Source organism: Ralstonia mannitolilytica (assembly GCF_000954135.1).
GTDB classification, from domain to species: domain Bacteria; phylum Pseudomonadota; class Gammaproteobacteria; order Burkholderiales; family Burkholderiaceae; genus Ralstonia; species Ralstonia mannitolilytica.
Window position 1 is genome coordinate 20,560 of record NZ_CP010800.1, and the last position, 20,662, is coordinate 41,221.

Genomic DNA, 20,662 nt, shown 5'->3' on the forward strand with positions numbered 1-20,662 from the left:
CCGCCGAGAGGCTATAGCGCGATCAGCACGGTGTGGTCGGTCATTGAGGTCAGGGAGTGATGTATGGGGTGGAGCGTGGCAGCGACGCGCACTGGAGGTGGCGGGCGAGTACGAGGCGTCGCCCCGGCACAGCTCGTTTTGCTGCTGCTCGCTGTCCTGTGGTTCTGCGTCGCAGGCTCCGGTGGTGTTGCCCATGCCGCGGAAGAGGAAAATCTCTTGCCACCGGAGCAGGCCTTCCGCTTTGCGGCGCGGCAACTCGACGACCGCTCCATCGAGGTGCACTTCGACATCGCCGACGGCTATCACCTCTTCCGTGAGCGATTTGTGTTCGCCGCACAGCCGGCTGGGGTCAAGCTCGGTACGCCCGAGTTTCCGCCAGGGCAGGTCAAATTTGACGAAGCGCTCGGCAAGCAGATGGAGATCTATCATGGCGGCGTCACCATTCGCGTGCCGGTGGCGGTCGTGCCGGCTGACGGCGAATGGCTGCTGACGGTGACATCACAAGGCTGTGCCGACAAGGGAATCTGCTATCCGCCGATGCACAGTGTGTACAAGGTCGGCGGTGGCTTGCTCGGTGGCCTATTCGATAAGCATCGGAGCAGCAGGCCAATGACGTCGCCCGTGCCGCCGGCGATGCCGATTTTGCCCAGCTTGGGAGAGGGGCAAATTGGGCCGGCTGTTCCATCAGCCGCGCCAAGGAATGACGACGGCGACCGCGTTGCGCACGTGTTGGCCGGCCACCAGCTTGGGAGGATTGCTACGGTCTTTTTCGGCCTCGGTCTGCTGATGACGCTCACGCCAGGCGTGCTGGCGATGGTGCCGATCCTGTCGTCAATCGTCGTCGGCGAGCACGTGACGCGCGGTCGTGCCTTGGTGGTCTCATTAGCCTACGTGCTCGGAACGGCGGTGGCTGATGCCGGTGTCGGCGTGGCAGCGGGATTGCTCGGCGAGAGATTCTCGACGGGGCTGCTGACGCCGTGGGCGCTGGGGGCTTTTACCATGCTGGCGGTGGCCCTGGCGCTGTCAATGTTCGGACTCTATGAGCTAGGGCGGCTGCCCCCAATGACGGCATCCTCAAATCGCTGGTCGGGCGGTCGGATTGCTGTTGCCGCAGCAGCAGGCGTGATTTCAGCATTGGTCGTCGTGCGCAGCGTGCCTGTGCCGCTGTCGGGCACGCTGACCGATGCCGAGCAAACCGGTGATGCGATTGGCAGTGGCGGTGCACTATTCGGTATGGCGATCGGCATGGGGGCGCCGTTGGTGCTGGTCGGCGTCGCTACTGGCTATCTTGTGCCGCGCGCTGGGCACTGGTTGATGGTGACGAAGCGCTTCTTGGGCTTCCTGCTGCTCGGCGAGGCGCTCTGGGCTGTCAGCCCGCTTTTGCCACCCTGGGCATTGATGGCGGCGTGGGCCATGCTGCTGCTGATTGCCTCCGCCTTCCTGGGCGCCTTCGGTTCGCTTGGTCCAGAGCCTCGCAGCTTGACCCGGTTGGGCAAGGGCATGGGCATGGTGGCCGCGCTGGCAGGGGCGATCCTGCTGGTCGGTCTGGCGTCCGGCGGACGGGATCTGCTCCAGCCGCTGTCGCATCTGCGTGCTGGCCTGATGGCGCCCGCCTCCACTGCTGGCCCGGCGCTGGTGCGCTTCGAGCGCATCCGTTCTGTGGCCGAACTCGACGCGCGCCTGGTGCAGGCCGCCGCGGCCGGCAAGCCGGTGCTACTAGATTTCTATGCCGATTGGTGTGTCAGCTGCAAGGAGATGGAACGCTTGACCTTTAGCGATCCGAGAGTCCAGGCACGGCTGGCGGATGTTGTGCTGCTGCAGGCCGACGTGACACGCAATTCTGCCGACGATCGCACCCTGCTCAAACGCTTCGGCCTATTCGGTCCACCCGGCATCATCTTGTACGGTGCCGATGGACGTGAGAGCCCGGTGCGAGTGATCGGCTTCCAGTCTGCAAGCCTTTTTCTCGACAGTCTCGCGAAAGCCTTCGGCGACGACGGGAAGCATTGAGATCTGCCTGACCCCGCCCGCAGCTTATGCAGCAGTATCGCCACCGGGTTCTAGATGCTGTTGGCAGGGTGGCCAGTCTTTATGGACACCGCCTCTGAATGAAGGCAGAGATTTCCTCGGGGCGCGCAAAAACCACGGCGGCGCGGTCGCCCTGCATGCCTGTGCCGATCAGCACAGGTTGACCGGCAGCCGGGCCGGCAGCACTGCCATCGGTTTTGAAGCGCAGGTTGAACTCCCAAAAGACGTGGGCCTTCCGGTCGGCGGTGGTGAGGCGATAGGTATCGCCACAGAAGCGGATTGAGGTGACCCGCGACGCCGCATCGGACTCCTTCAAATTCGGCAGGCCACGATCGGGCACCTTCACACGCCCCGTGGAAACTGCCTCAATGTAGGCGACCAGATCGGCCCGCGTGCGTGCATCGGCAATGCCGGGAAAGGTCATCGCGTTACCCGGCACCAGGGCCGCCGGATTCTCAAGCCACGCATCGAGGTTCCGTTTGTCCCAGACCAGACCTGATTGCTTGAGGGCGTCAGAGTAGCGTGCAAAGCCGTCGGCTGTGCCTGCTTTACGTCCCAAAACGCCCGCCAAGCTCGGGCCCGTCAAGTGGCGACTCGGTGCAAATGAATGGCACGCCATGCAAGTGCGGGCGGCTTGTGCACCCCGCGCGGGGTCACCCTCTGCACGAGCCGGCGCGCCAAAGGCAAGTGAGGCCAAAGCGATCCCGATCGCATGAAGAGCAGGTCGTTGAATCATTGGGCCGCAGCGCCCGCTCCATCCACGTGCTCTTCTAACGCGCCAGTCAAGGCCTGGCCACGTGCCACGCGCCAATGACGCCGTCGCCAGTGGTGTCGCCCGGCTTCTGATCCTTGCTCCAGCGGTAAAGCGGATGGCCCTTGTAGGCCCACTGGCGCTTGCCGTCATCACGGGTGATGAAACTCCAATCACCGCTCGCCTTGTCGTATGAATCGGCCAGCGCGGGTGGCCAGTTGGTCGCGCACGTCCCGTTGCACGCGCTTTTGCCGGCCGCAGTGTCTTTGTCGAAAACATACAGCGTCATCTTGTGCTCATCGACCAGCTTGCCTTGCATAACCTCGGGCGGCTCGGCAAGCGCCGGAAACGATGCGACCGCGCCCAGCGCCAACATCATCAGGGTACGCGACATAGTGTGCTCCTTGCGTTGTTGATCAATATCTACGCTAGCGCCGGGACGGCAAGCTGCTACCAACGACCTGGGAATCCCGGTTGTGTGAGATGAGTATAGGGGTGCCGAAAACCGCACGGCAATTGATGCTGTAGCACGCCCGCCGTCGACGAAGAGGAGAAGCATGGGTGCCATGGTGGAGCGCTTTGTGACGCCGATCAACCAGATGCCGACGAGGCCTGTTAAGGCCAATCTTGATGCTCCCCCCGATGATCAGACGACGACCACGGGCTTGGCTACCGGCGACACGCTGGCGTTTGACATTGGTCCAAATGCTGAACTTCGTCTGCGCAGGGTAGGCTGGCGCGTGCCGGCGGCGGCCTTCGGGGACGCCATGATTTTGCTAAGGACAAGGTGCGCGGATCTCATCAAGGCTGCGGGATTGCTTCAGCAGCGGCCTACCAGGCAAGCCGGATACATGCATGCAGACCGTTTCAACATCACCAACAGAGGCTTGCAATAGACGTCGAGGCCATACATGCCTGAAAAGGACGACTACCCCGATTGCCAATATGAAAGAGCGCAATTGCCAAGATCGATTGCGCAACTGATAGGACACACTGCGCATATTCTTTCTATTGTTGGGGTGGACCACTGGAGCGTTGCGTAGGCTTTGCACCCTTGGCAAATCATGTCCTGGCGCGAGCGATCATGTACCGATTGCATGCTTGTGCCGTCAGCATGCCCACCTTGTCTAGTGGGAGGGAAACGCGCAGCGCCAAACACCTTCAACCGGCTGCATTCTTGTAATGCGCCCGTAACTCTGTGGTCAGGTTCCGTGTCCTAGACTGCGGCTTCGTGATCGTTGGTTCATGGTGCCCGGTGAAGTTGCTGCGTGTGTTTTTGCTCTGGTTAGTACTGCTTGCGCTGCCCTCACAGGGCATGGGCGCCGGTATTCCTGCCGACTGCGAACGCGCGCATGCTGTAATCAAGAAATCGCGGAGCATTCAGCATAAGCGCCTCTCCGTGGCTACACGTACCAGCCATAAGCATTGCCACGACCACCATGGCAAAGCAGGACCTGCTCGTTATGACGACCGGTGCAAGCTATGTCCGTCTTGCGAGGAGGCTCCGCAGTATGCAGTGCCCGCGCGACTGACCATGTCCAGTTGTCGGCCGACAGCGCGAACACATTCGTCGTCTAGCGCCCAATTTCTTAGTTTCATCCCAGAGCTCCTCCTACGGCCTCCGCGCCTGGTTTCCTGACACGCATCACTGCTGACGTCTGACAGCCTTCGCTTTTGTAAGGGAGGCACGCGGCCACAGCGGTAAGACCCGTGAGCGTGTCCCGGCACGCAACCAGGGAAATTGAGTGTTCCGTCAGCGAGCAATCAAGGCGCGGTGAATAGCGCTGTTGTTCGCTGCGTAGGAGTTTGCCGTGCATATCTGTGTAAATTGCCATGCGCCTCTGAGGCCTTTTGCTTGGTCGTGCAATGCCTGCGGCTGGAGAGCCGCCGTCCATGACGGAGTCGCTTGCTTGGCGCCCGAAATGCTTCAGGACAACGACGGCTTCCACGAGCCGCTGTTCGACGAATACCAAAAGCTTCAAGCCGAGCACTTTTGGTTCGTGTATCGCCGAAAGTTAATCGTGTGGGCGCTGCAACGTTATTTCCCGCGGCTTCAGTCCTTCTTGGAGATTGGCTGCGGCACAGCAGAGAATCTCGCTGCGATTGCAGACCGGTTCCCACATGCTGAGGTATGCGGTGGGGAGCCTTCGCTGCATGCGCTGCAAATGGCGCGCCGCCATTGCACAGCGAAGTTCTTGCAAATGGACGCGCGCGCGATACCGTTTGTTGAGGCATTTGAGGTGGTCGGCGCCTTTGATGTCATCGAGCATATCGATGATGATCGACGTGCCCTAAGTGAGATGTACAAGGCCTGCCGGCGCGGTGGCGGGCTGATCTTGACAGTGCCCCAGCACCCCCGGCTCTGGAGCCGCGTGGACGATGCGGCCAAGCACAAACGTCGCTATACGCGCCGGGATCTCATTGAAAAGTTGCGCGCCACCGGGTTCCGACCGCTCTATGTCAACTCCTTTATGTCGCTGCTGCTACCGGTCATGGTTCTTTCGCGTCTGCATCAAAAGATCGCACGGACCGAGCAGGAAGTTGACGAAGGCTTTCGTATCGGGAAAACGCTTAATCGCCTGTTCTCGACGGTCTGCAACGTTGAGTCTCGCTTGCTTACCCGCGGCATTCACTTTCCGGCCGGCGGCTCACTGCTCGCCATTGCGGTCAAGGAGTAAGGTAGCGACTCAACGAACAGGAACCCGCCATTTACACGTGTCCGATACACCTACGAGAATGAGCCGCCATGACGAATCGACATCGCTTCTACAGGTACCTCGCGAGCGGCGGTGTTTCCACCGCCGCTCACTATCTGACCCTATACGCGCTGGTCCAAATGGGGACCGAGCCTGTGCTCGGATCAACCATTGCGGCGCTGGTGGGGCTGGTGCTCAACTACTCGGTCAGTCGGCGGTGGGTCTTCGATGCGTCAGCCAAGATCCCGGAGACGCTCGCCCGATTCGCCCTCGTATGGATGCTGGCATTGTTGATCAACGCCTGGGCACTGGCATCCCTCCTCGCTTTAGGGTTCCACTATCTGGTTGCGCAGGTGACCGCAACCGGGGTCTTGGTCCTGATCAATTTCAATCTCCACCGCCGTTGGACGTTTTCCGGTGCGCGCGTGCCCCCCCTCGATAAGTGACCCATGTCTCACCAACGCAAACACTGGACAGCACAGCCTCAACACGCCTTAGGGCAGTTACATCAGGAGACGATGCCATGAGAAAAAGTACTGTCATATCGATATTGGCAACCCTTGCCAGCTTTCCCACGATTGCAAGCGCCTTCGTCCTGCATCTCGAACATGGGTTCGGCACCCACAACCCCGTCGTGACGTTGGGCGGCATGCAGCCCTCATCCGCACTCCCTGAAGAGATCGACGTTTCGCTCAAACGGGGCGATATTCTGTCCAAAACGCTTTCGTCTCAACAGCGCTATTCCATGCGGCTGGTCAACCGTGGAAGCGTTTCCGTGAAACTCCGCTTGGATATACAAGACGCAGGCGGGATCGGCGCACTACCGGGCACGCAACCGATCGATTTGGTGTTGGAGCCGGGGGAAGCGAGAGAACTGGCTATGGAGGCTTGGACTCCAATGATGGTGGTCGTCAGTACAGCGGCGCCTTAATTTCTCCGCGTGCAACACCTGAGGCAGACGTTAGCCCGCACGGCAAAAGCCAAGAATGAGCGGGCAATGTGCCTCTGTTGCAGAGACTGCGCGTTGCACTGTTCTGACACAGTAGCGAAACCGCCGCAACAGTCGAAAAATCACCGTGAGCCCACTGCAACTCTTCGTTATCTTGGCCGGCTTAACCGGCCAGCTATTCATTGCCCGCAAAGACCCGCGCGGCTATCTAGCCTGGATTGCCGGCAACATGGGCCTGGTGTTCGTGTACTGGGAGACCAAGCAATTTGCATTGATTGCATTGCAGTTCGTCAACACAGGGATCCAGGTCACGGCTCTGATCGCTTGGCGACGAGCAAAGCGGTGCAATGAAACCAGCCCTGCACAACCGTGTGAGGCGTGACAGGGCTGGTGGTATTTTAACTGCCGGTGAACCAGGTGCTGCGCGCGATGATGACACGCACTCCCTTGGCTTCGGGTGCATCCGGCAGCAGAACGCCCAGGTCGACCGAGGTGCTCTGCATCGCTTCAATGAATGTCCACGCTTGCGTCCCGGTCCCCGTGGAGAATGCGATGGTCTCACCGGAGTCAACATTGATGTACTTCATCCCGGGCTTCACTACCACCGTGCGCGCAGCCATTGACGCAGGGGCAGGTGAGCCGAACAACAATGCGGTCTTGTTCATATTCGACGGGGGTGCCGACGGGCTTTGCCGCACGTGTTCGATCCAATTGTCCCCGCCGTCACCGCGGAATTTGTCAGAGGCCCATGCCGCCGAGCTTGCGGCAAAGAGGACTGCGAGCATGAGCGAAGCAAGTCCATTGCGATTCATCGTTTTCTCCTGGAGCGTCAAGTGGTGTGAACGATTCTAGAGAGGCATTCCTCTCCCTTCGATGACTCGCGAATTACGTCTCGGTAAGGCGCTCATACCGAAGATGAGCCTCAGGGGAGGTACACAAAAAAAGGGCCATGCCCCCATTCAGAACCACCACCGTATGCCGGCAATGATTTGCCTATCTGTCGCGCTTTGCCCCGCCGCTCGCGCAAAGTCGGCGGTCTTGCCCATCTTCTTGCCCCAAACCACGCCGATATACGGAGCAAAGTCGCGGCGGACTTCGTATCGGAGTCGCAGACCTAGCCGGAGGTCAGCCAGCCCGCTGCCGATTTCCCGTGCCTCGTCAGTCTTTGCGTAGGCGTTCGCTTCGATTTCGGGAGTCAGGACGATGCGCTGTGAGAAGCGGACGTCGTAGGTAGAGCGTACACGCGCAGCCACGCGCCCCGCGTTGCTGACGTACAGTGTCGCCTCTGCATCGAACCAGTAAGGCGCAAGGCCTTGGATTCCGAACGCTGCCCATGTGCGCGCCGGCCCGCCACCAAAGTCGCGCCGAATGCCCGTCTGCCAATCCCAGAACGGAGCAAATGCATGTCCCCACAGCGCCTCAACTTTTGCATCTTCGGTCTTACCGAATAGCCGCATACCCTGCAGTTTGAGCCACAGCCTATTGATGTCCTTTCCGATCCATCCGTGCATGTCCCACGCCAACCCGGTGGCAGCGGGAGCGCGTATGGCTTCGAACCGGTCGAACAAGAATTGGTGATAAACGTCGTTGTCGGCCATGGTGTTTCCCGGCATGGTGATGCCTCGCTTGGGATCTCGCATGGGCACGCGAGGCTCATCGCTCTTAAGGATGACGTTGATGCCGCTTTCCTCGGTATTAGCGGCCCGTTCGGGTGATGCGGACATGTTTGCTCCCTGGCTGAGAACTTGGTCAGGCATGCCCTGTCGCTTCTGTGGCATGGCTTGCATGGAGGAGCCTGCTGTCTGTGCGCCTGCGGCGTCCACAGTAAGCGCCAGCGGCGCGGCGACCAAACACAGCCATCTTTGCACTCTTGGCAACATGACTCGCTCCTTAGCCGATGGGTTAGGCCACAACCACCTTGCGGAACATGCCGGCTTCCATGTGATACAGCAGGTGACAATGGAATGCCCACTGCCCCGGGGCATCTGCCGTCACGAGGAAACTGATCTGCTTGGACGGTTGAACGTTGATGGTGTGCTTGCGAACGAGGGCTTGGCGCTCACCGTTCTCCAATTCGCTAAACATGCCGTGCAAATGCATGGGGTGGTTCATCATGGTGTCGTTGACGAGGGTGATCCGCACCCGTTCGCCGTAATACAAACGGATTGGCTCAGCCTCGGAGAACTTCTTGCCATCGAACCCCCAAATGAACCGGCGCATGTTTCCGGTCAGGTGCAGGACGATTTCGCGGCCCGGGGGCCGAGCGTCAATGGGGGGGCGAGCGTTCGCAAATCCGCATAGGCCAATACCCGACGGCCGTTGTCGCGCAATCTTGGACCGGGGTCGGCGAGCGACTTCGAAGGATTCATGGAACGCATGTCGACTTCGGGGCCGGTCTGCATGACCGACATCGTCATTGGCGGAGAAATCATGGGCTTTTGGCGTGGCGGCATCGGCATGGGGGATGCCATTCCTTCATGGCCTGACTGCGGTTGCTTGTCTTGCATATCGGCCACGGGTCCGCTCATCTCCGGCATTGAATGGCGGGGGGCGGAGTGGGATCCGTTGTTTGGCATTCGCATCGTGGTACCGGGCTGTTCTCTGCCCATAGCCATCCCGCTAGTCTCCATTCCCATGTCCGCCATGGAGAGCCAAGTTTTAGGGTCCATCGGTGGAACCTCGGCGCGCATGCCCGGCTCCGGCGCGAGTGTGGCACGTGCGTAGCCGCTGCGATCCATCGCCTGAGCAAAGATCGTGTATGCAGCATCCTGGGGCATTTGCACCAACACATCGTAGGTCTCGGCCACCCCGATCCGGAACTCGTCGACGTCCACCGCTTCGACGTCTTGCCCGTCCGCTGCGCAAACGCGCATCGTTAGACCCGGAATCCGGACGTCGAAGGTAGTGGTAGCCGATCCATTGATAAAGCGCAGTCGTACGCGCTCGCCGGCCTTCGCGATGGCCGTCCAGTTGGCAAAGGGAGTGGCGCCGTTGACTAAATAGCTATAAGTGGCGGCTGATACGTCGGCGAGGTCGGTAGGGTTCATGCGCATCTCGTTCCACATGCGCCGACGTTTGAGCGCTCCCGAGATGCCCACTGTCCTTGTGTCGTCAACGAAGTCGGCGACCGTAGGTAGCTGGAAGTTATAAAAATCGCTCGATTGCTTCAGATGTAGGAACACGCTGTCTGGATTTTCGTCCGTCCAATCGCTCAGCATGACAATGTAGTCGCGGTCACTGCGGACGAGATCTGGCTCTTGTGGTTCGATTACCAATGGGCCGTAGAGTCCGAGCTGCTCCTGAAAACGCGTGTGACTGTGATACCAGTAGGTGCCGGCCTGCCTCACCTTGAACGTGTAGATGAATGTCTGGTGAGCGGGAATGCCAGGGAATGACACGCCGGGCACACCATCCATCGCAAATGGAACGAGGATGCCGTGCCAGTGGATCGAGGTTTGCGTGTCCAGTGTGTTGGTGACCCGCAGTGTCACCTTTGACCCCTGCTTCCATCGCAGTATCGGCGCTGGGATCGACCCATTCACGGTGATGGCATAGCGTGCGCGCCCAGTGAAATTGACGAGCGTGCGTCCAATAGTCAAGTCAAAGTCGGTCCCCGTAAGCGCACCCGGATAGTTCTGAACTTGTTGTGCCCATATGGGCGCGGCCATTGTCCCGCCGAACGCGGTTGCGACCGTGCCAGCCATCCGGTGCAAAAACTTGCGGCGGCCCACGCTGCCCAGTGAAATGCTGTCGCTCACGATCCTCTCCCTATGTTGGAAGGTTGTGGTCCTGCGTTACGAACGATAGTCCCCAACGGGACTCAATGTCGGTAGCATGGGGCATGCCCAGGGCGGAGGGTGCAACGGCGGCGTTGTTGTCTTCGCTCACCATTGCTCCTCCTGTGCCAGACCGCTATGCTCACTACGACCTTCGTAGCGCGCCACTCTTTCCTCACAGGATGCCGAGCATGACCCGCCAGCACAGCCACAAAGAAGCAGCTTCGCGCCAGGAAAACGCCAACGCACCGCAAACACACAACGAGTACACGCACCAACGCCTATGCGACAGCGACGACCAACACGCTCATTCGCCCCCCGTGCCCGAGGCTGTCGAGAGCGACAAAGCAGGCGTCTCATCAACGACGGAGTTCGCGCCCACGGTTTACACCTGCCCGATGCATCCGGAGATTCGCCAGGATCATCCCGGCACGTGCCCCAAATGCGGTATGACGCTGGAGCCGGTCATGCCCGCGGTAGAGGAGGAAGAGAATGCGGAGCTTGCGGACTTCCGGCGGCGATTCTGGGCAAGCTTTCCATTGACGGCGATTGTTTTTGTGCTGGCCATGGCTGGATATCGTCTCATTCCCCTAAATCCAGCATGGAAGAACTGGCTCGAGTTGGTGCTTGCCACACCGGTCGTGCTTTGGGCGGGATTGCCATTCTTCAGACGGTGTGCCCAATCCTTTGTATACCGCAGCCCGAACATGTGGACGCTCATCGGCCTGGGCACGGGGGCTGCCTATCTTTACAGCGCGGTAGCGGTCGTTGCGCCGGGTGTGTTTCCCTCTACCTTTGCGGCGTCCGGCCGGGTGCAAGTGTATTTCGAAGCGGCGGCCGTCATCATTTCATTGACACTGCTGGGGCAGATGCTCGAACTGAAAGCCCGCTCGCAGACCTCAGCCGCAATCAAGTCTCTACTCGGCTTGGCCCCGAAAACGGCCAGGCGTATCAACGCAGACGACAGCGAAGAGGATGTTCCCATTGCCCATGTCCATGTGGGCGATTTGCTGCGTGTGCGGCCCGGTGAAAAGGTGCCCGTGGATGGTGTCGTGGTCGAGGGCGCGAGCGCGCTCGACGAGTCGATGATCACCGGTGAGCCGATTCCAGTCTCCAAACGCGCGGGTGACCACGTCATCGGTGCCACCCTGAACACCTCGGGTGCGCTTGTGGTCCGGTCCGAGAAAGTGGGCGCGCAGACCGTTTTGTCGCAGATCGTGCAAATGGTCGCGCAAGCGCAGCGCTCCAAGGCGCCGATGCAGCGAATGGCGGACAAGGTGGCAGGCGTCTTCGTCATCGGCGTGGTCGCCATCGCTGTCATGACGCTCGTCGCCTGGGGGATCTGGGGCCCCCAGCCAAGCTGGGCCCACGGCTTGATCAACGCGGTTGCTGTGCTGATCATCGCGTGCCCGTGCGCGCTCGGGCTGGCCACACCCATGTCCATCATGGTGGCCAGCGGCAAAGGGGCCGAACACGGCATTCTTTTTCGGGATGCCGCAGCAATCGAGAACCTGCGCAAGGTCGACACGCTTATTGTGGACAAGACAGGCACGTTGACCGAAGGGCGCCCCTCATTCGATCGGGCCATTGGCCTCAATGGATTTTCCGACATGGACGTCTTGCGCTTGGCGGCCAGTCTGGACCAAGGTAGTGAGCACCCCTTGGCCGCTGCGATCGTGGCGCAAGCGCGCGAACAGGGGCTCGCGCTCGAGCGGCCGGAAGATTTTGAATCCGCGTCAGGGATCGGCGTGAGAGGACACGTCGCTGGGCGAAGCCTGGCGCTCGGCAACACCTCGCTGATGCAGGCGCACGCGGTTGCTGTCGATGCCGCCTCCACCGAGGCAGACGCCATGCGAGCCCGAGGCGCCAGTGTGATGTACCTGGCGGTCGATGGGGTCCTTGCTGGCCTGCTGTCGGTTTCCGATCGCGTGAAGACGACAACACCGCAGGCCCTGACCCAACTCAGAGCCGATGGGCTTCGGATCGTGATGGCTACCGGCGACGGAAACGTGACCGCCCAATCCGTCGCAAAACAACTTGGCATTGTTGAGTTTCGCGGCGAGGTCAAGCCTGCGGATAAGCTGGCGTTGGTCGCCACACTTCAAGAACGAGGCTTGGTTGTAGCGATGGCAGGCGACGGCATCAATGATGCACCGGCGCTCGCCAAAGCCGACGTGGGTATTGCGATGGGTACCGGTACCGATGTCGCGATGAACAGCGCCCAGGTTACCCTCGTGAAAGGCGACCTGCGGGGCATTGCCCGTGCCCGCGCCTTATCCGAGGCAACGATTGCCAACATGAAGCAAAACCTCGGCTTCGCCTTCCTTTACAACGCACTGGGTGTGCCATTGGCTGCCGGCGTGCTCTATCCTTTTACCGGACTTCTGTTATCACCCATGATTGCCGCATTGGCGATGAGCTTGAGTTCGGCATCGGTGGTCGCCAATGCGCTGCGACTCCGTGCGACCCGACTCTGATCCCAGCATTCGCCGCTTCACGAGGCTATTGCGAACAATTCTCATTCTCCCTTACAATCTCCTTATTTCGGAAGGGGAGTCAAATGCAAGGTGCTACAAAAAGCACGCATTGGGGGAAGGTTTGGCTTGCTGGGGCGCTTGCCTGGCTGTGTTCCACAACTGCGCTTGCCGGCGAATCGCCGTTCGGGTGGATTTACACGGCCGACGTTATGCCCAAAGGCCGCTTCGAATTCGAGCACCAGTCTTTCCTGCAGCGGGGCCAGTCCCAAGGATCCTATAGCGGATTGCTCAACCGCGAAGAAGTCGAGTACGGCGTGACGGACAAATTCCAATTGGCCGGCTATTTCAACTGGAGCTACGTGAACGCCAATCGGAATGGTCTTGATGGCACCACGCGTGGGCCGCTGACAGATCTCGGTCCCAATGACGATCCGACTGGGCGTTACCGCAAGACTCGCTTCGAGACTGTTTCACTCGAAGCGATCTACCAACTCATGAACCCAGTGACTGATCCGATCGGCTTGGCACTGTACATCGAGCCAGAACTGGGGCCCCGTGAGCGCGATCTCGAATGGCGCATCATCTTGCAGAAGAACTGGTTGGATGATCGGCTCATTTTTGCCGCCAATATTCTCGGTGCCCATGAGCGCGACAAAACCGCCATGGGTGATATTGAGCGTGCTTCCATGCTTGATCTGACCGCCGGCGTGTCCTATCGCTTGACCGACAACCTGAGCCTGGGCATGGAGGCGCGCAACCATCGTGAATTCCAGGGGTATCGCTATAACCGTCGTGATCACTCCGCGTGGTTTCTTGGCCCCAATTTGCACTACGCCACCAAACACTGGTGGGTAACGGCCGCGTGGCGCCACCAATTGCCCGTAGTCAAAACCTACAACGAGGACCAGGCGGACGTAGTGGCAGGCAACCGTATCTTCGGTGACGAGCATGCGCGCAACGAGTTCATGGTCAAGGTGGGGTTCCCATTTTGAAGCGCGTCCATTGATACGGAGACAGACATGAAGTGGACTCCCATGGCGGCAGTGCCGCTTGCGGTGCTGGTCGTGCCCGTCCAAGCGACGGAATACCTGACAGTTCAACAGGCTCAGGCGCAGATGTTTCCTGGCGCGAGTTTTCAGGCCGTGCCTCTCCAGATTACGGACCAGATTCGCGAAACATTGAACGAGCGCTCCGGGGTACACGAGCCATTCAATGACAAGGGGGTCTGGAAAGTGTCGACTGGCGGCTGGTTCATCGTGGATCGCGTGGTGGGCAAGCATGAAAAAATCACGTATGCCGTGGCGCTCGACGCCAAGGGAGCCGTGCGCGCCGTCGATATCCTGACGTACCAGGAAACGTATGGCTATGAGGTGCGCAATGCCGACTGGCGTGCCCAGTTTGTTGGTAAGACCGCGCAGGATGCTGTGCAGCTTGGTAAAGACATCCGTAACATCAGTGGCGCGACGCTCTCATGCAAACACATCACCCAGGGAGTCAAGCGGGTGCTGGCTGTGTATGACCTCTTACTAGCCAAGATGTGATTCGTCGCTCCAAACCGCTATTGGGGACTTTCGTTGAAGTTCGCATTGACGATGTGTATCCCCAGGACTGCGCTCACTTGGCAGAAACCGCCATCGCAGCGGCGTTCTCCGTAATCGAGCAAGCCGAGGCGTTGATGAGCTTCCAGCGCTCGGATAGCGACTTGTCACGTCTGCATGCGGCGTCGGTAGGCGAAGCGGTCCGCGTTCACCCTTGGACCATGCGTGTGCTGCGCGAGGCCCAGCGCATGCACGAGCGTACCGGCGGCGTGTTCGACCCCACCGTGGCCCGCATGTTGGTGGCACACAAGATTCTGCCCCGCCCGGCGGGGCCGACAGCGGAAGTCGACGCGCGGATTGCGGACGTGGTGACGCTCGGTGAAAATCGCATCGGCAAGCGGCGCCCGCTATGGTTGGACCTCGGTGGCATCGCCAAAGGCTTTGCCGTCGACATGGCCGTCCTGAGTTTACGGCACCACGGCATCCGCAGTGGTGCCGTTTCGGCTGGAGGGGATCTGCGCGTCTTTGGCACACATGCGCAGCCCATCCACGTACGCAGTGCCAACGCGCCGGCTCGGCTGGAATTACTCGGTATGCTCGCCCACGGGGCCGCGGCCACCAGCGGTCACTATTTCGCAGAAAGCTTCGGATTGCCTCCCGGTACTGAGTCCATTCGATCGCAACAAATACTGACGGAGGCGCCCTGCGCAGAGCGGACTGTCACCGTTATCGCTCCTCGCTGTATCTGGGCGGACGCTCTTACCAAGGTTGCCATGCTTGCGGGCACGACGGCCCCTTCCACGATCCGCGCGCTATCGAGTTATCACGCACACGTTGTTGCATCATGACGCAATCCTCGCATCGACATCCGCTTAAAGGGACAGGCATCCGCTTGCATCCGTATCACTATTGGCTTGCTCTCGCCGTATTACTAGCGGTAGCGGTGTCTGGACTGGTGTGGACAGTTTTGCATGACCTGCTTCAATGGGCGGATGCGCCGGTCGTCCGCCAGATACTGCAATTGCACGGCGCCTTTGCGTTCTGCAGCCTGATTCTCTTCGGTTCCATGCTGCCGCAGCACATCCGCTTCGCGTGGGTCGCGCGCCGCAACCGCGTGACCGGCACGTTGACGGGAATCGTGTTCTTGCTGCTGACCATCAGCGCCTATGGTCTGTATTACGGCCCCGAAGATTGGAGTGGTCTTGCAAAGACTGCGCACCTTGTGATGGGCATCGCCGCTGTTGCGGCCGTTCCCCTACACATGCTCATCGGCCGGAAGCGCCACGAAGGCTATCGTGCGTCGGCGAGCAAGAGTGCGCGGCACTAGAGCGATTGAAGCGGATTGATGAGTCAGTCCAGCGAGCACGTGCAGCGAATGCCTCGACGTGCAAAAAAGCCCCGGAGGTGCGCTCCGGGGTGAGGGGGAAAGCCCGGAAGGGGGTGTTCCGGGGTTGAGCTTTCAGTTACTGGTGACCGCCGTCCGTGTAGGGATCGCGTGTGCCCATCGAATGCGCGCCATCGGTGTAGATGTCGCGCGCTGCGCGTCCACCATCGGTATAGGGGTCGCGCTTGCCCATCGCGTGACCGCCATCGGTATAGGGGTCGCGCGCGCCGGTAGCCATTGACGCGTTGGCGACGTTGATACCGAGCGCCAGCAACGCTGCCCCCATCAATGCGGATTTTTTCAGGATGTTCATCGCGTTCTCCTTCTTCAAGTTGAAACAAGACACTGCTAGTCACGGCAGTGTAGAAGGCTGAGGCTGACAGAAACGTGACCCTCGTATTACAACTGCGCCAGATCAGCGAGGTTGATCCGGTATGCCACCCTCAATGCATGGCACGACAGGCGTCGGCACACTTCTCGCAGGCGCGCGCGCACTCCTGACAGTGCTCATGGGAGTGCTTGGCACACTCGGCGGCGCAAGCTTGACAGATTCTCGCGCACAGTTCGCATATGGCATTGGCTTGGGTGCTGCCTCGCGCCATCAACCCCACGGCGGTCCCGCAGATATCAGCGCAATCGAGATCCAGCCGAATGCAGGTGCTCAATGTCAGAGCGTCCTTTTCGGTCAGGCAGGAGGCGGCGCAGTGCAGGCACGCCACGTGACACGCGGCGCATTCATCGATGCAGGTTTGGAAGTATTGGTGAGGCATTTGGGTTCTCCTTGATTGGCGACGTGCCGAAATGGCACGATGCACGTGGAGCAAGGAGAGAGCCTGGGCCTTGGTGCTTGTGGAGAAATGCTGTCGCCATGTTGTGATGCGTGCACATACTTTCAAAAACGTCATAGGTAAGCAAGATTTCGGACAGGTTGGACTGCGCCTGTGCCGTCATCCTGGTCGAGCCGGCGCATCACGTCAGCGAGCGGACGCCCAAAGTTCAGGAGCGGATCGGCAGCCGGACGGTAAATCGAGTACGGTCGTGCGCGCGTGTAACAGAAATGATTCCCCCATGGGCGAGAACGATTGCTTTGGTGATGGCCAAGCCAAGGCCTGCTCCGTCAGATTCGGGACGCGCGCGTGACTTGTCTGCACGAAAGAAGCGCTCGAAGATGAACGGCAGCACGTCAGGAGCAATCGCTTCGCCGTCGTTGTCGATCGTCACGGCGAGATCCTCCTCGCCTGGCTTGATGGAAACGATCACACGGCCGCACCTGGGCGTGTGCCGTATTGCATTCGACAACAGATTGCTGAAGGCGCGTCTGAGCATGAGCCGATCGCCGCGCACCTGCGCTTGTCCTTCCACTTGCAACTGCACGGCTTTGTCCTCTGCAAACGCATCGTAGAACTCAAAGAGGGCACGCACCTCGTCGGCAAGCTCGATCATCTCGGCACTAGGCAGCGTCAGGTTGTGCTCCATCTTGGCCAGGTAGAGCATGTCCGACACCATCCGAGCCAGCCGCTGCAGCTCTTCCACGTTTGAAGCAAGGACGTCTCTGTATTTCGCAGGCTCGCGAGTCTGTGAGAGTGCCACCTCGGTTTGCGTCAACAGGTTGGTGATCGGTGTGCGTAGCTCGTGTGCGATATCGGTCGAGAAGTCGGTGAGTCGCTGGAAATCGCCCTGCAGGCGCGCGAGCATGCCGTTCAACGTCACGCCAAGATCGGCAACCTCGACAGGTACCATATCAACCGGCATCCGTTCGTTCAGGCGGTCGGCAGTTACAGACTTCGCTCGCGAAGCCATTGCGCGCAATGGCAACAGCCCGCGCCGGGCCGCCCACCATCCGAATAGGCCGCTCGCCAAGGCGGCCAACGCGATGTAGAGCATCAACGTCTTCCGAAACGCTCGTAGGAAATGCGCATGGATCTCCGTATTGATGCCCACCAACACGTCGAGCGCATCGCCGTCGCGCAGTGGCACTTGCATATGCACACCCCGGTATTGCTCTTCGCCCTGCTGCCAAACAAGGGCCCCGGAATGGCGGCCTGCCTTGCGCAGCACGCGCAACACCTCCGCAAAGTCAAAGTTGGGGGTAGCAAAAAGGGGCTGACCCTGTGGCGCCTGGACCCGCACAATCAGATCCGTGCGATGCTGCAACACGTCGTTGAGTCGAGTGGAGACCTCGGCCGCAGAACTACTCTCAACCACCCGGCGAATGACGTTCACGTTCTCGCCCAACGCCGTAAAGTCTTCCACGGCAAAGTGTTCCTCCATGGCCAGGGCGATCAGAATGCCGAGGCCCAACAACATGGCCGCTGATGACAAGGAGAAATACGCGGTCAGCCGCGCCGTTAGTGAATGGCGCCGCATTACTCCCCATCCTCCGGGCCTTCGAGGACATAACCCATACCACGAACGGTATGGATCAATTTGGGTTCGAAGTTATCGTCAATTTTGGCGCGCAGGCGTCGAATGGCGACGTCAATCACGTTGGTGTCGCTGTCGAAATTCATGTCCCAGACTTGGGACGCGATCAGGGATCGGGGCAGCACCTCCCCATGACGGCGGGCTAGCAGTTCGAGCAACGAGAATTCCTTACTGGTCAACGCGATTCGCTGCCCGCCGCGGGAAGCACGGCGGCGAGTCAGATCCAGCACCAGGTCGGCCACCTGGATGCGTTCTGCAAGTGATGGCGCACTGCCTCGTCGAAGCAGGCTCCGAACACGGGCGAGCAATTCCGCGAATGCAAAAGGTTTCACCAAGTAATCGTCCGCGCCTAGTTCCAAGCCCTTGACCCGATCGGCGACGCTATCGCGCGCGGTCAGAAACAGCACCGGTACGGCCAGTTCAGCTGAGCGCAGCGCGTGCAGAATCTGCCACCCCTCGAGATCGGGCAACATCACGTCAAGGATCAAGAGGTCATAGTCGCCCGTCATTGCAAGATGACGGCCGTCCATCCCATTACGGGCGAGGTCAACAACAAAGCCGGCTTCCGACAGCCCCTGCTGCAAATATTCGCCAGTCTTGGATTCGTCTTCGACAACAAGGAGCTTCATGTCTGTCTCTTTATTACTTATGGCGCACGAAAAGTGCGATCGGTATCTTGTAGCGTACATGGAGCCGCCTGGTTGCTGACCAACCTGACCAATATGTAATGTATCGGTCAGGTTAAAGTAGCCTTGCAGTGATTAGTCTGCTCCTGCCGTACAAATCTCATCAGGGACTTACGCAAGGAATCAAGAGATGCGCAGCAATCGTGCAATGGGCGTGGTGCTTCCGAACCTTCCTCGGAGGCGATTTGTGCAGGGCTTGGCAGCCGGAGGGGTGATCGCCGGCCTGGGTTTAAGCGGGATGCCCGCGCGGGCGTCGCAACCCCAGGGCGCGGCCTTTGGCACTGCGCCCGTGCTGCGAGGCACGGAGTTCGATCTGGTGATCGCCGAGACCCCGGTGAACTTCACCGGCAAGCCAGGCATGGCCACCACCATCAATGGCATGCTGCCCGGCCCGACGTTGCGTTGGCGTGAAGGTGACACGGTCACCATCCGGGTAACCAACCGCCTGCCGGAGCCCACGTCAATTCACTGGCACGGCATCATTCTGCCGTTCCAGATGGACGGCGTGCCCGGGATCAGCTTTTCTGGGATCGCTCCGGGCGAAACATTCACGTATCGCTTCAAGGTACAGCAGAGCGGCAGTTACTGGTACCACTCGCACTCCGGCTTCCAGGAAATGACTGGGCTGTATGGGGGCATCGTTATCGACCCCGCGGGCGAGGACCGCGTGCGGGCCGATCGCGATTACACCGTCTTGCTCTCCGACTGGACGGACGAGGATCCGATGCGCGTCCTAACCAAGCTCAAGATCCAGGGCGACTACTACAACTATAACCAGCCGACCGTGGTCGATTTCTTTCGCGACGTCTCGCGTGAGGGATGGACCTCTGCCATGGACAAGCGACGGATGTGGAACCAGATGCGGATGAATCCGACCGATCTGGCGGATCTCTCCAGCGCAACGCTGACCTACCTCATGAATGGCGTGACGCCAGCGGGGAATTGGACCGGCCTATTTTCTCCGGGCCAGACGGTACGGCTGCGCTTCATCAATGGGGCCGGCAACACGTTCTATGACGTTCGCATTCCGGGCCTGAAAATGAAGGTGGTGCAGGTCGACGGACAGGATATCGAGCCGGTGTCGGTCGATGAGTTCCGCTTCGGCCCTGGCGAGACCTGCGACGTAGTGGTCGCTCCAACGGACGAGGCCCACACAGTGTTTGCCCAGACGATGGACCGGACCGGGTACGCCCGCGGCACTCTCGCCGTGCGTCCGGGTGTGCAAGCCCCTGTGCCAGCTGTCGACAAGGCCGAATGGCTGACGATGGCGGATATGATGGGTGACATGGGTGACATGTCTGGGATGTCTGGCATGTCTGGCATGTCTGGCATGTCTGGCATGGACCATGGCGGCATGGCAATGGCTCACAGCCAGCATGGAGCGATGCCGGGCAATGCCGCAAACTCCTTGAAGGTGCCGAGCAAGAAAGCCCGTCATGCGCGTACAGAGTACGGTCCCAGCACCGACATGCATGTCGATATGGCGCGGACCAACCTCGACGATCCCGGCATAGGGCTGCGCAACAATGGGCGACGTGTGCTGGTCCTGCAGGACATGCATACGATCGGCGGCCCTATGGACGCCCGCAGCCCTCAGCGCGAGGTGGAGTTACATCTGACCGGCAATATGGAGCGCTACGCGTGGTCGCTCGACGGAGTGGAGTTCGGCAAATCGACCCCCGTTCATTTTCGCTATGGGGAACGTCTTCGCGTCATTCTTCACAACGATACGATGATGACGCACCCGATGCACATGCATGGGATGTGGAGCGAACTCGAGGCGCCGGACGGTACATTCTTGGCGCGCAGGCACACGATTCCGGTGCAGCCCGCGCAGCGCGTTAGCTTCCTTGTCACGGCTGACGCTCTGGGACGATGGGCTTGGCATTGCCATCTCATGCTGCATATGGATGCAGGTATGTTCCGTGAAGTGATCGTCGCCTAAGCCCGGAT

20 protein-coding genes and 1 pseudogene are annotated in these 20,662 nt (G+C 60.0%); 12 read left to right on the forward strand and 9 right to left on the reverse strand.

Annotation, left to right across the window (positions count from 1 at the left end; genetic code table 11):
• The first annotated feature begins 63 nt into the window (after positions 1–63).
• The gene (gene dsbD / locus TK49_RS16605) at positions 64–2,010 is read left to right on the forward strand and encodes a protein-disulfide reductase DsbD (RefSeq protein ID WP_009241658.1); all 1,947 of its coding nucleotides are present in this window, start codon (positions 64–66) and stop codon (positions 2,008–2,010) included.
• A 79-nt stretch (positions 2,011–2,089) separates the two neighbouring features.
• Here the strand turns inward: dsbD and TK49_RS16610 are convergent, their stop codons facing one another.
• Both TK49_RS16610 and TK49_RS16615 read right to left on the reverse strand, forming a co-directional pair.
• On the reverse strand, positions 2,090–2,587 hold the full coding sequence (locus tag TK49_RS16610; RefSeq protein WP_021197398.1) for a c-type cytochrome: 498 nt from the start codon (positions 2,585–2,587) through the stop codon (positions 2,090–2,092).
• 223 nt (positions 2,588–2,810) lie between these two features.
• The gene (locus tag TK49_RS16615; RefSeq protein WP_009241656.1) at positions 2,811–3,173 is read right to left on the reverse strand and encodes a COG4315 family predicted lipoprotein; all 363 of its coding nucleotides are present in this window, start codon (positions 3,171–3,173) and stop codon (positions 2,811–2,813) included.
• Positions 3,174–3,336: 163 nt separating this feature from the next.
• Between TK49_RS16615 and TK49_RS16620 the strand changes: the two genes are divergently transcribed.
• The 5 genes from TK49_RS16620 to TK49_RS16640 all read left to right on the forward strand — a co-directional run bounded on the left by TK49_RS16620 (position 3,337) and on the right by TK49_RS16640 (position 6,806).
• Entirely contained in the window at positions 3,337–3,675 is a 339-nt protein-coding gene (locus TK49_RS16620; RefSeq protein ID WP_009241655.1) for a hypothetical protein, read from the forward strand.
• Between the two features lie 1,026 nt (positions 3,676–4,701).
• A complete protein-coding gene (locus TK49_RS16625) occupies positions 4,702–5,457 on the forward strand; it encodes a class I SAM-dependent methyltransferase (RefSeq protein WP_240480043.1) in 756 nt (251 codons plus the stop codon).
• A 68-nt stretch (positions 5,458–5,525) separates the two neighbouring features.
• On the forward strand, positions 5,526–5,921 hold the full coding sequence (locus TK49_RS16630; RefSeq protein ID WP_009241652.1) for a GtrA family protein: 396 nt from the start codon (positions 5,526–5,528) through the stop codon (positions 5,919–5,921).
• A gap of 77 nt (positions 5,922–5,998) precedes the next feature.
• Positions 5,999–6,406, forward strand: coding sequence for a hypothetical protein (locus TK49_RS16635; RefSeq protein WP_009241651.1), 408 nt, complete (start codon positions 5,999–6,001; stop codon positions 6,404–6,406).
• Positions 6,407–6,551: 145 nt separating this feature from the next.
• The gene (locus TK49_RS16640) at positions 6,552–6,806 is read left to right on the forward strand and encodes a nicotinamide mononucleotide transporter (protein WP_009241650.1); all 255 of its coding nucleotides are present in this window, start codon (positions 6,552–6,554) and stop codon (positions 6,804–6,806) included.
• 16 nt (positions 6,807–6,822) lie between these two features.
• Here TK49_RS16640 and TK49_RS16645 read toward each other — a convergent pair whose 3' ends face one another.
• The 3 genes and pseudogenes from TK49_RS16645 to TK49_RS16660 form a co-directional block, all read right to left on the reverse strand.
• The gene (locus tag TK49_RS16645; protein WP_009241649.1) at positions 6,823–7,236 is read right to left on the reverse strand and encodes a CzcE family metal-binding protein; all 414 of its coding nucleotides are present in this window, start codon (positions 7,234–7,236) and stop codon (positions 6,823–6,825) included.
• A 147-nt stretch (positions 7,237–7,383) separates the two neighbouring features.
• The gene (locus TK49_RS16650) at positions 7,384–8,148 is read right to left on the reverse strand and encodes a copper resistance protein B (RefSeq protein WP_232295862.1); all 765 of its coding nucleotides are present in this window, start codon (positions 8,146–8,148) and stop codon (positions 7,384–7,386) included.
• Between the two features lie 178 nt (positions 8,149–8,326).
• Positions 8,327–10,128, reverse strand: a pseudogene (locus TK49_RS16660) (copper resistance system multicopper oxidase).
• 263 nt (positions 10,129–10,391) lie between these two features.
• Between TK49_RS16660 and TK49_RS16665 the strand changes: the two are divergent.
• The 5 genes from TK49_RS16665 to TK49_RS16685 all read left to right on the forward strand — a co-directional run bounded on the left by TK49_RS16665 (position 10,392) and on the right by TK49_RS16685 (position 15,542).
• Positions 10,392–12,677, forward strand: a complete 2,286-nt coding sequence (locus TK49_RS16665) for a copper-transporting P-type ATPase (RefSeq protein ID WP_045218242.1) — start codon at positions 10,392–10,394, stop codon at positions 12,675–12,677.
• Positions 12,678–12,760: 83 nt separating this feature from the next.
• The gene (locus tag TK49_RS16670; RefSeq protein WP_004635287.1) at positions 12,761–13,669 is read left to right on the forward strand and encodes a DUF6662 family protein; all 909 of its coding nucleotides are present in this window, start codon (positions 12,761–12,763) and stop codon (positions 13,667–13,669) included.
• Between the two features lie 27 nt (positions 13,670–13,696).
• Positions 13,697–14,218 (forward strand): FMN-binding protein, encoded by a 522-nt coding sequence (locus TK49_RS16675; protein ID WP_004635288.1) that lies wholly within the window; start codon positions 13,697–13,699, stop codon positions 14,216–14,218.
• Between the two features lie 77 nt (positions 14,219–14,295).
• Positions 14,296–15,063, forward strand: a complete 768-nt coding sequence (locus tag TK49_RS16680) for an FAD:protein FMN transferase (protein WP_232295861.1) — start codon at positions 14,296–14,298, stop codon at positions 15,061–15,063.
• Entirely contained in the window at positions 15,060–15,542 is a 483-nt protein-coding gene (locus TK49_RS16685; RefSeq protein ID WP_009241642.1) for a hypothetical protein, read from the forward strand. Before TK49_RS16680 ends, TK49_RS16685 begins: the two co-directional genes overlap by 4 nt.
• Before the next feature lie 136 nt (positions 15,543–15,678).
• On the opposite strand, the gene TK49_RS16690 is transcribed toward TK49_RS16685, so the two are convergent.
• From TK49_RS16690 to TK49_RS16705, 4 genes are all read right to left on the reverse strand, one after another.
• Positions 15,679–15,912: a hypothetical protein gene (locus TK49_RS16690; protein WP_009241641.1), complete on the reverse strand. Its 234-nt coding sequence runs from the start codon at positions 15,910–15,912 to the stop codon at positions 15,679–15,681.
• A 130-nt stretch (positions 15,913–16,042) separates the two neighbouring features.
• Positions 16,043–16,369: a four-helix bundle copper-binding protein gene (locus tag TK49_RS16695; protein ID WP_009241640.1), complete on the reverse strand. Its 327-nt coding sequence runs from the start codon at positions 16,367–16,369 to the stop codon at positions 16,043–16,045.
• Between the two features lie 226 nt (positions 16,370–16,595).
• A complete protein-coding gene (locus TK49_RS16700) occupies positions 16,596–17,966 on the reverse strand; it encodes a heavy metal sensor histidine kinase (protein WP_024977758.1) in 1,371 nt (456 codons plus the stop codon).
• Positions 17,966–18,652 carry a heavy metal response regulator transcription factor gene (locus TK49_RS16705; RefSeq protein ID WP_012755707.1) on the reverse strand — a complete coding sequence of 229 codons (687 nt, stop codon included), beginning with the start codon at positions 18,650–18,652 and terminating at the stop codon, positions 17,966–17,968. Before TK49_RS16705 ends, TK49_RS16700 begins: the two co-directional genes overlap by 1 nt.
• Positions 18,653–18,839: 187 nt before the next feature.
• Between TK49_RS16705 and TK49_RS16710 the strand changes: the two genes are divergently transcribed.
• A complete protein-coding gene (locus TK49_RS16710) occupies positions 18,840–20,654 on the forward strand; it encodes a copper resistance system multicopper oxidase (RefSeq protein WP_045218246.1) in 1,815 nt (604 codons plus the stop codon).
• Positions 20,655–20,662 lie beyond the last annotated feature (8 nt).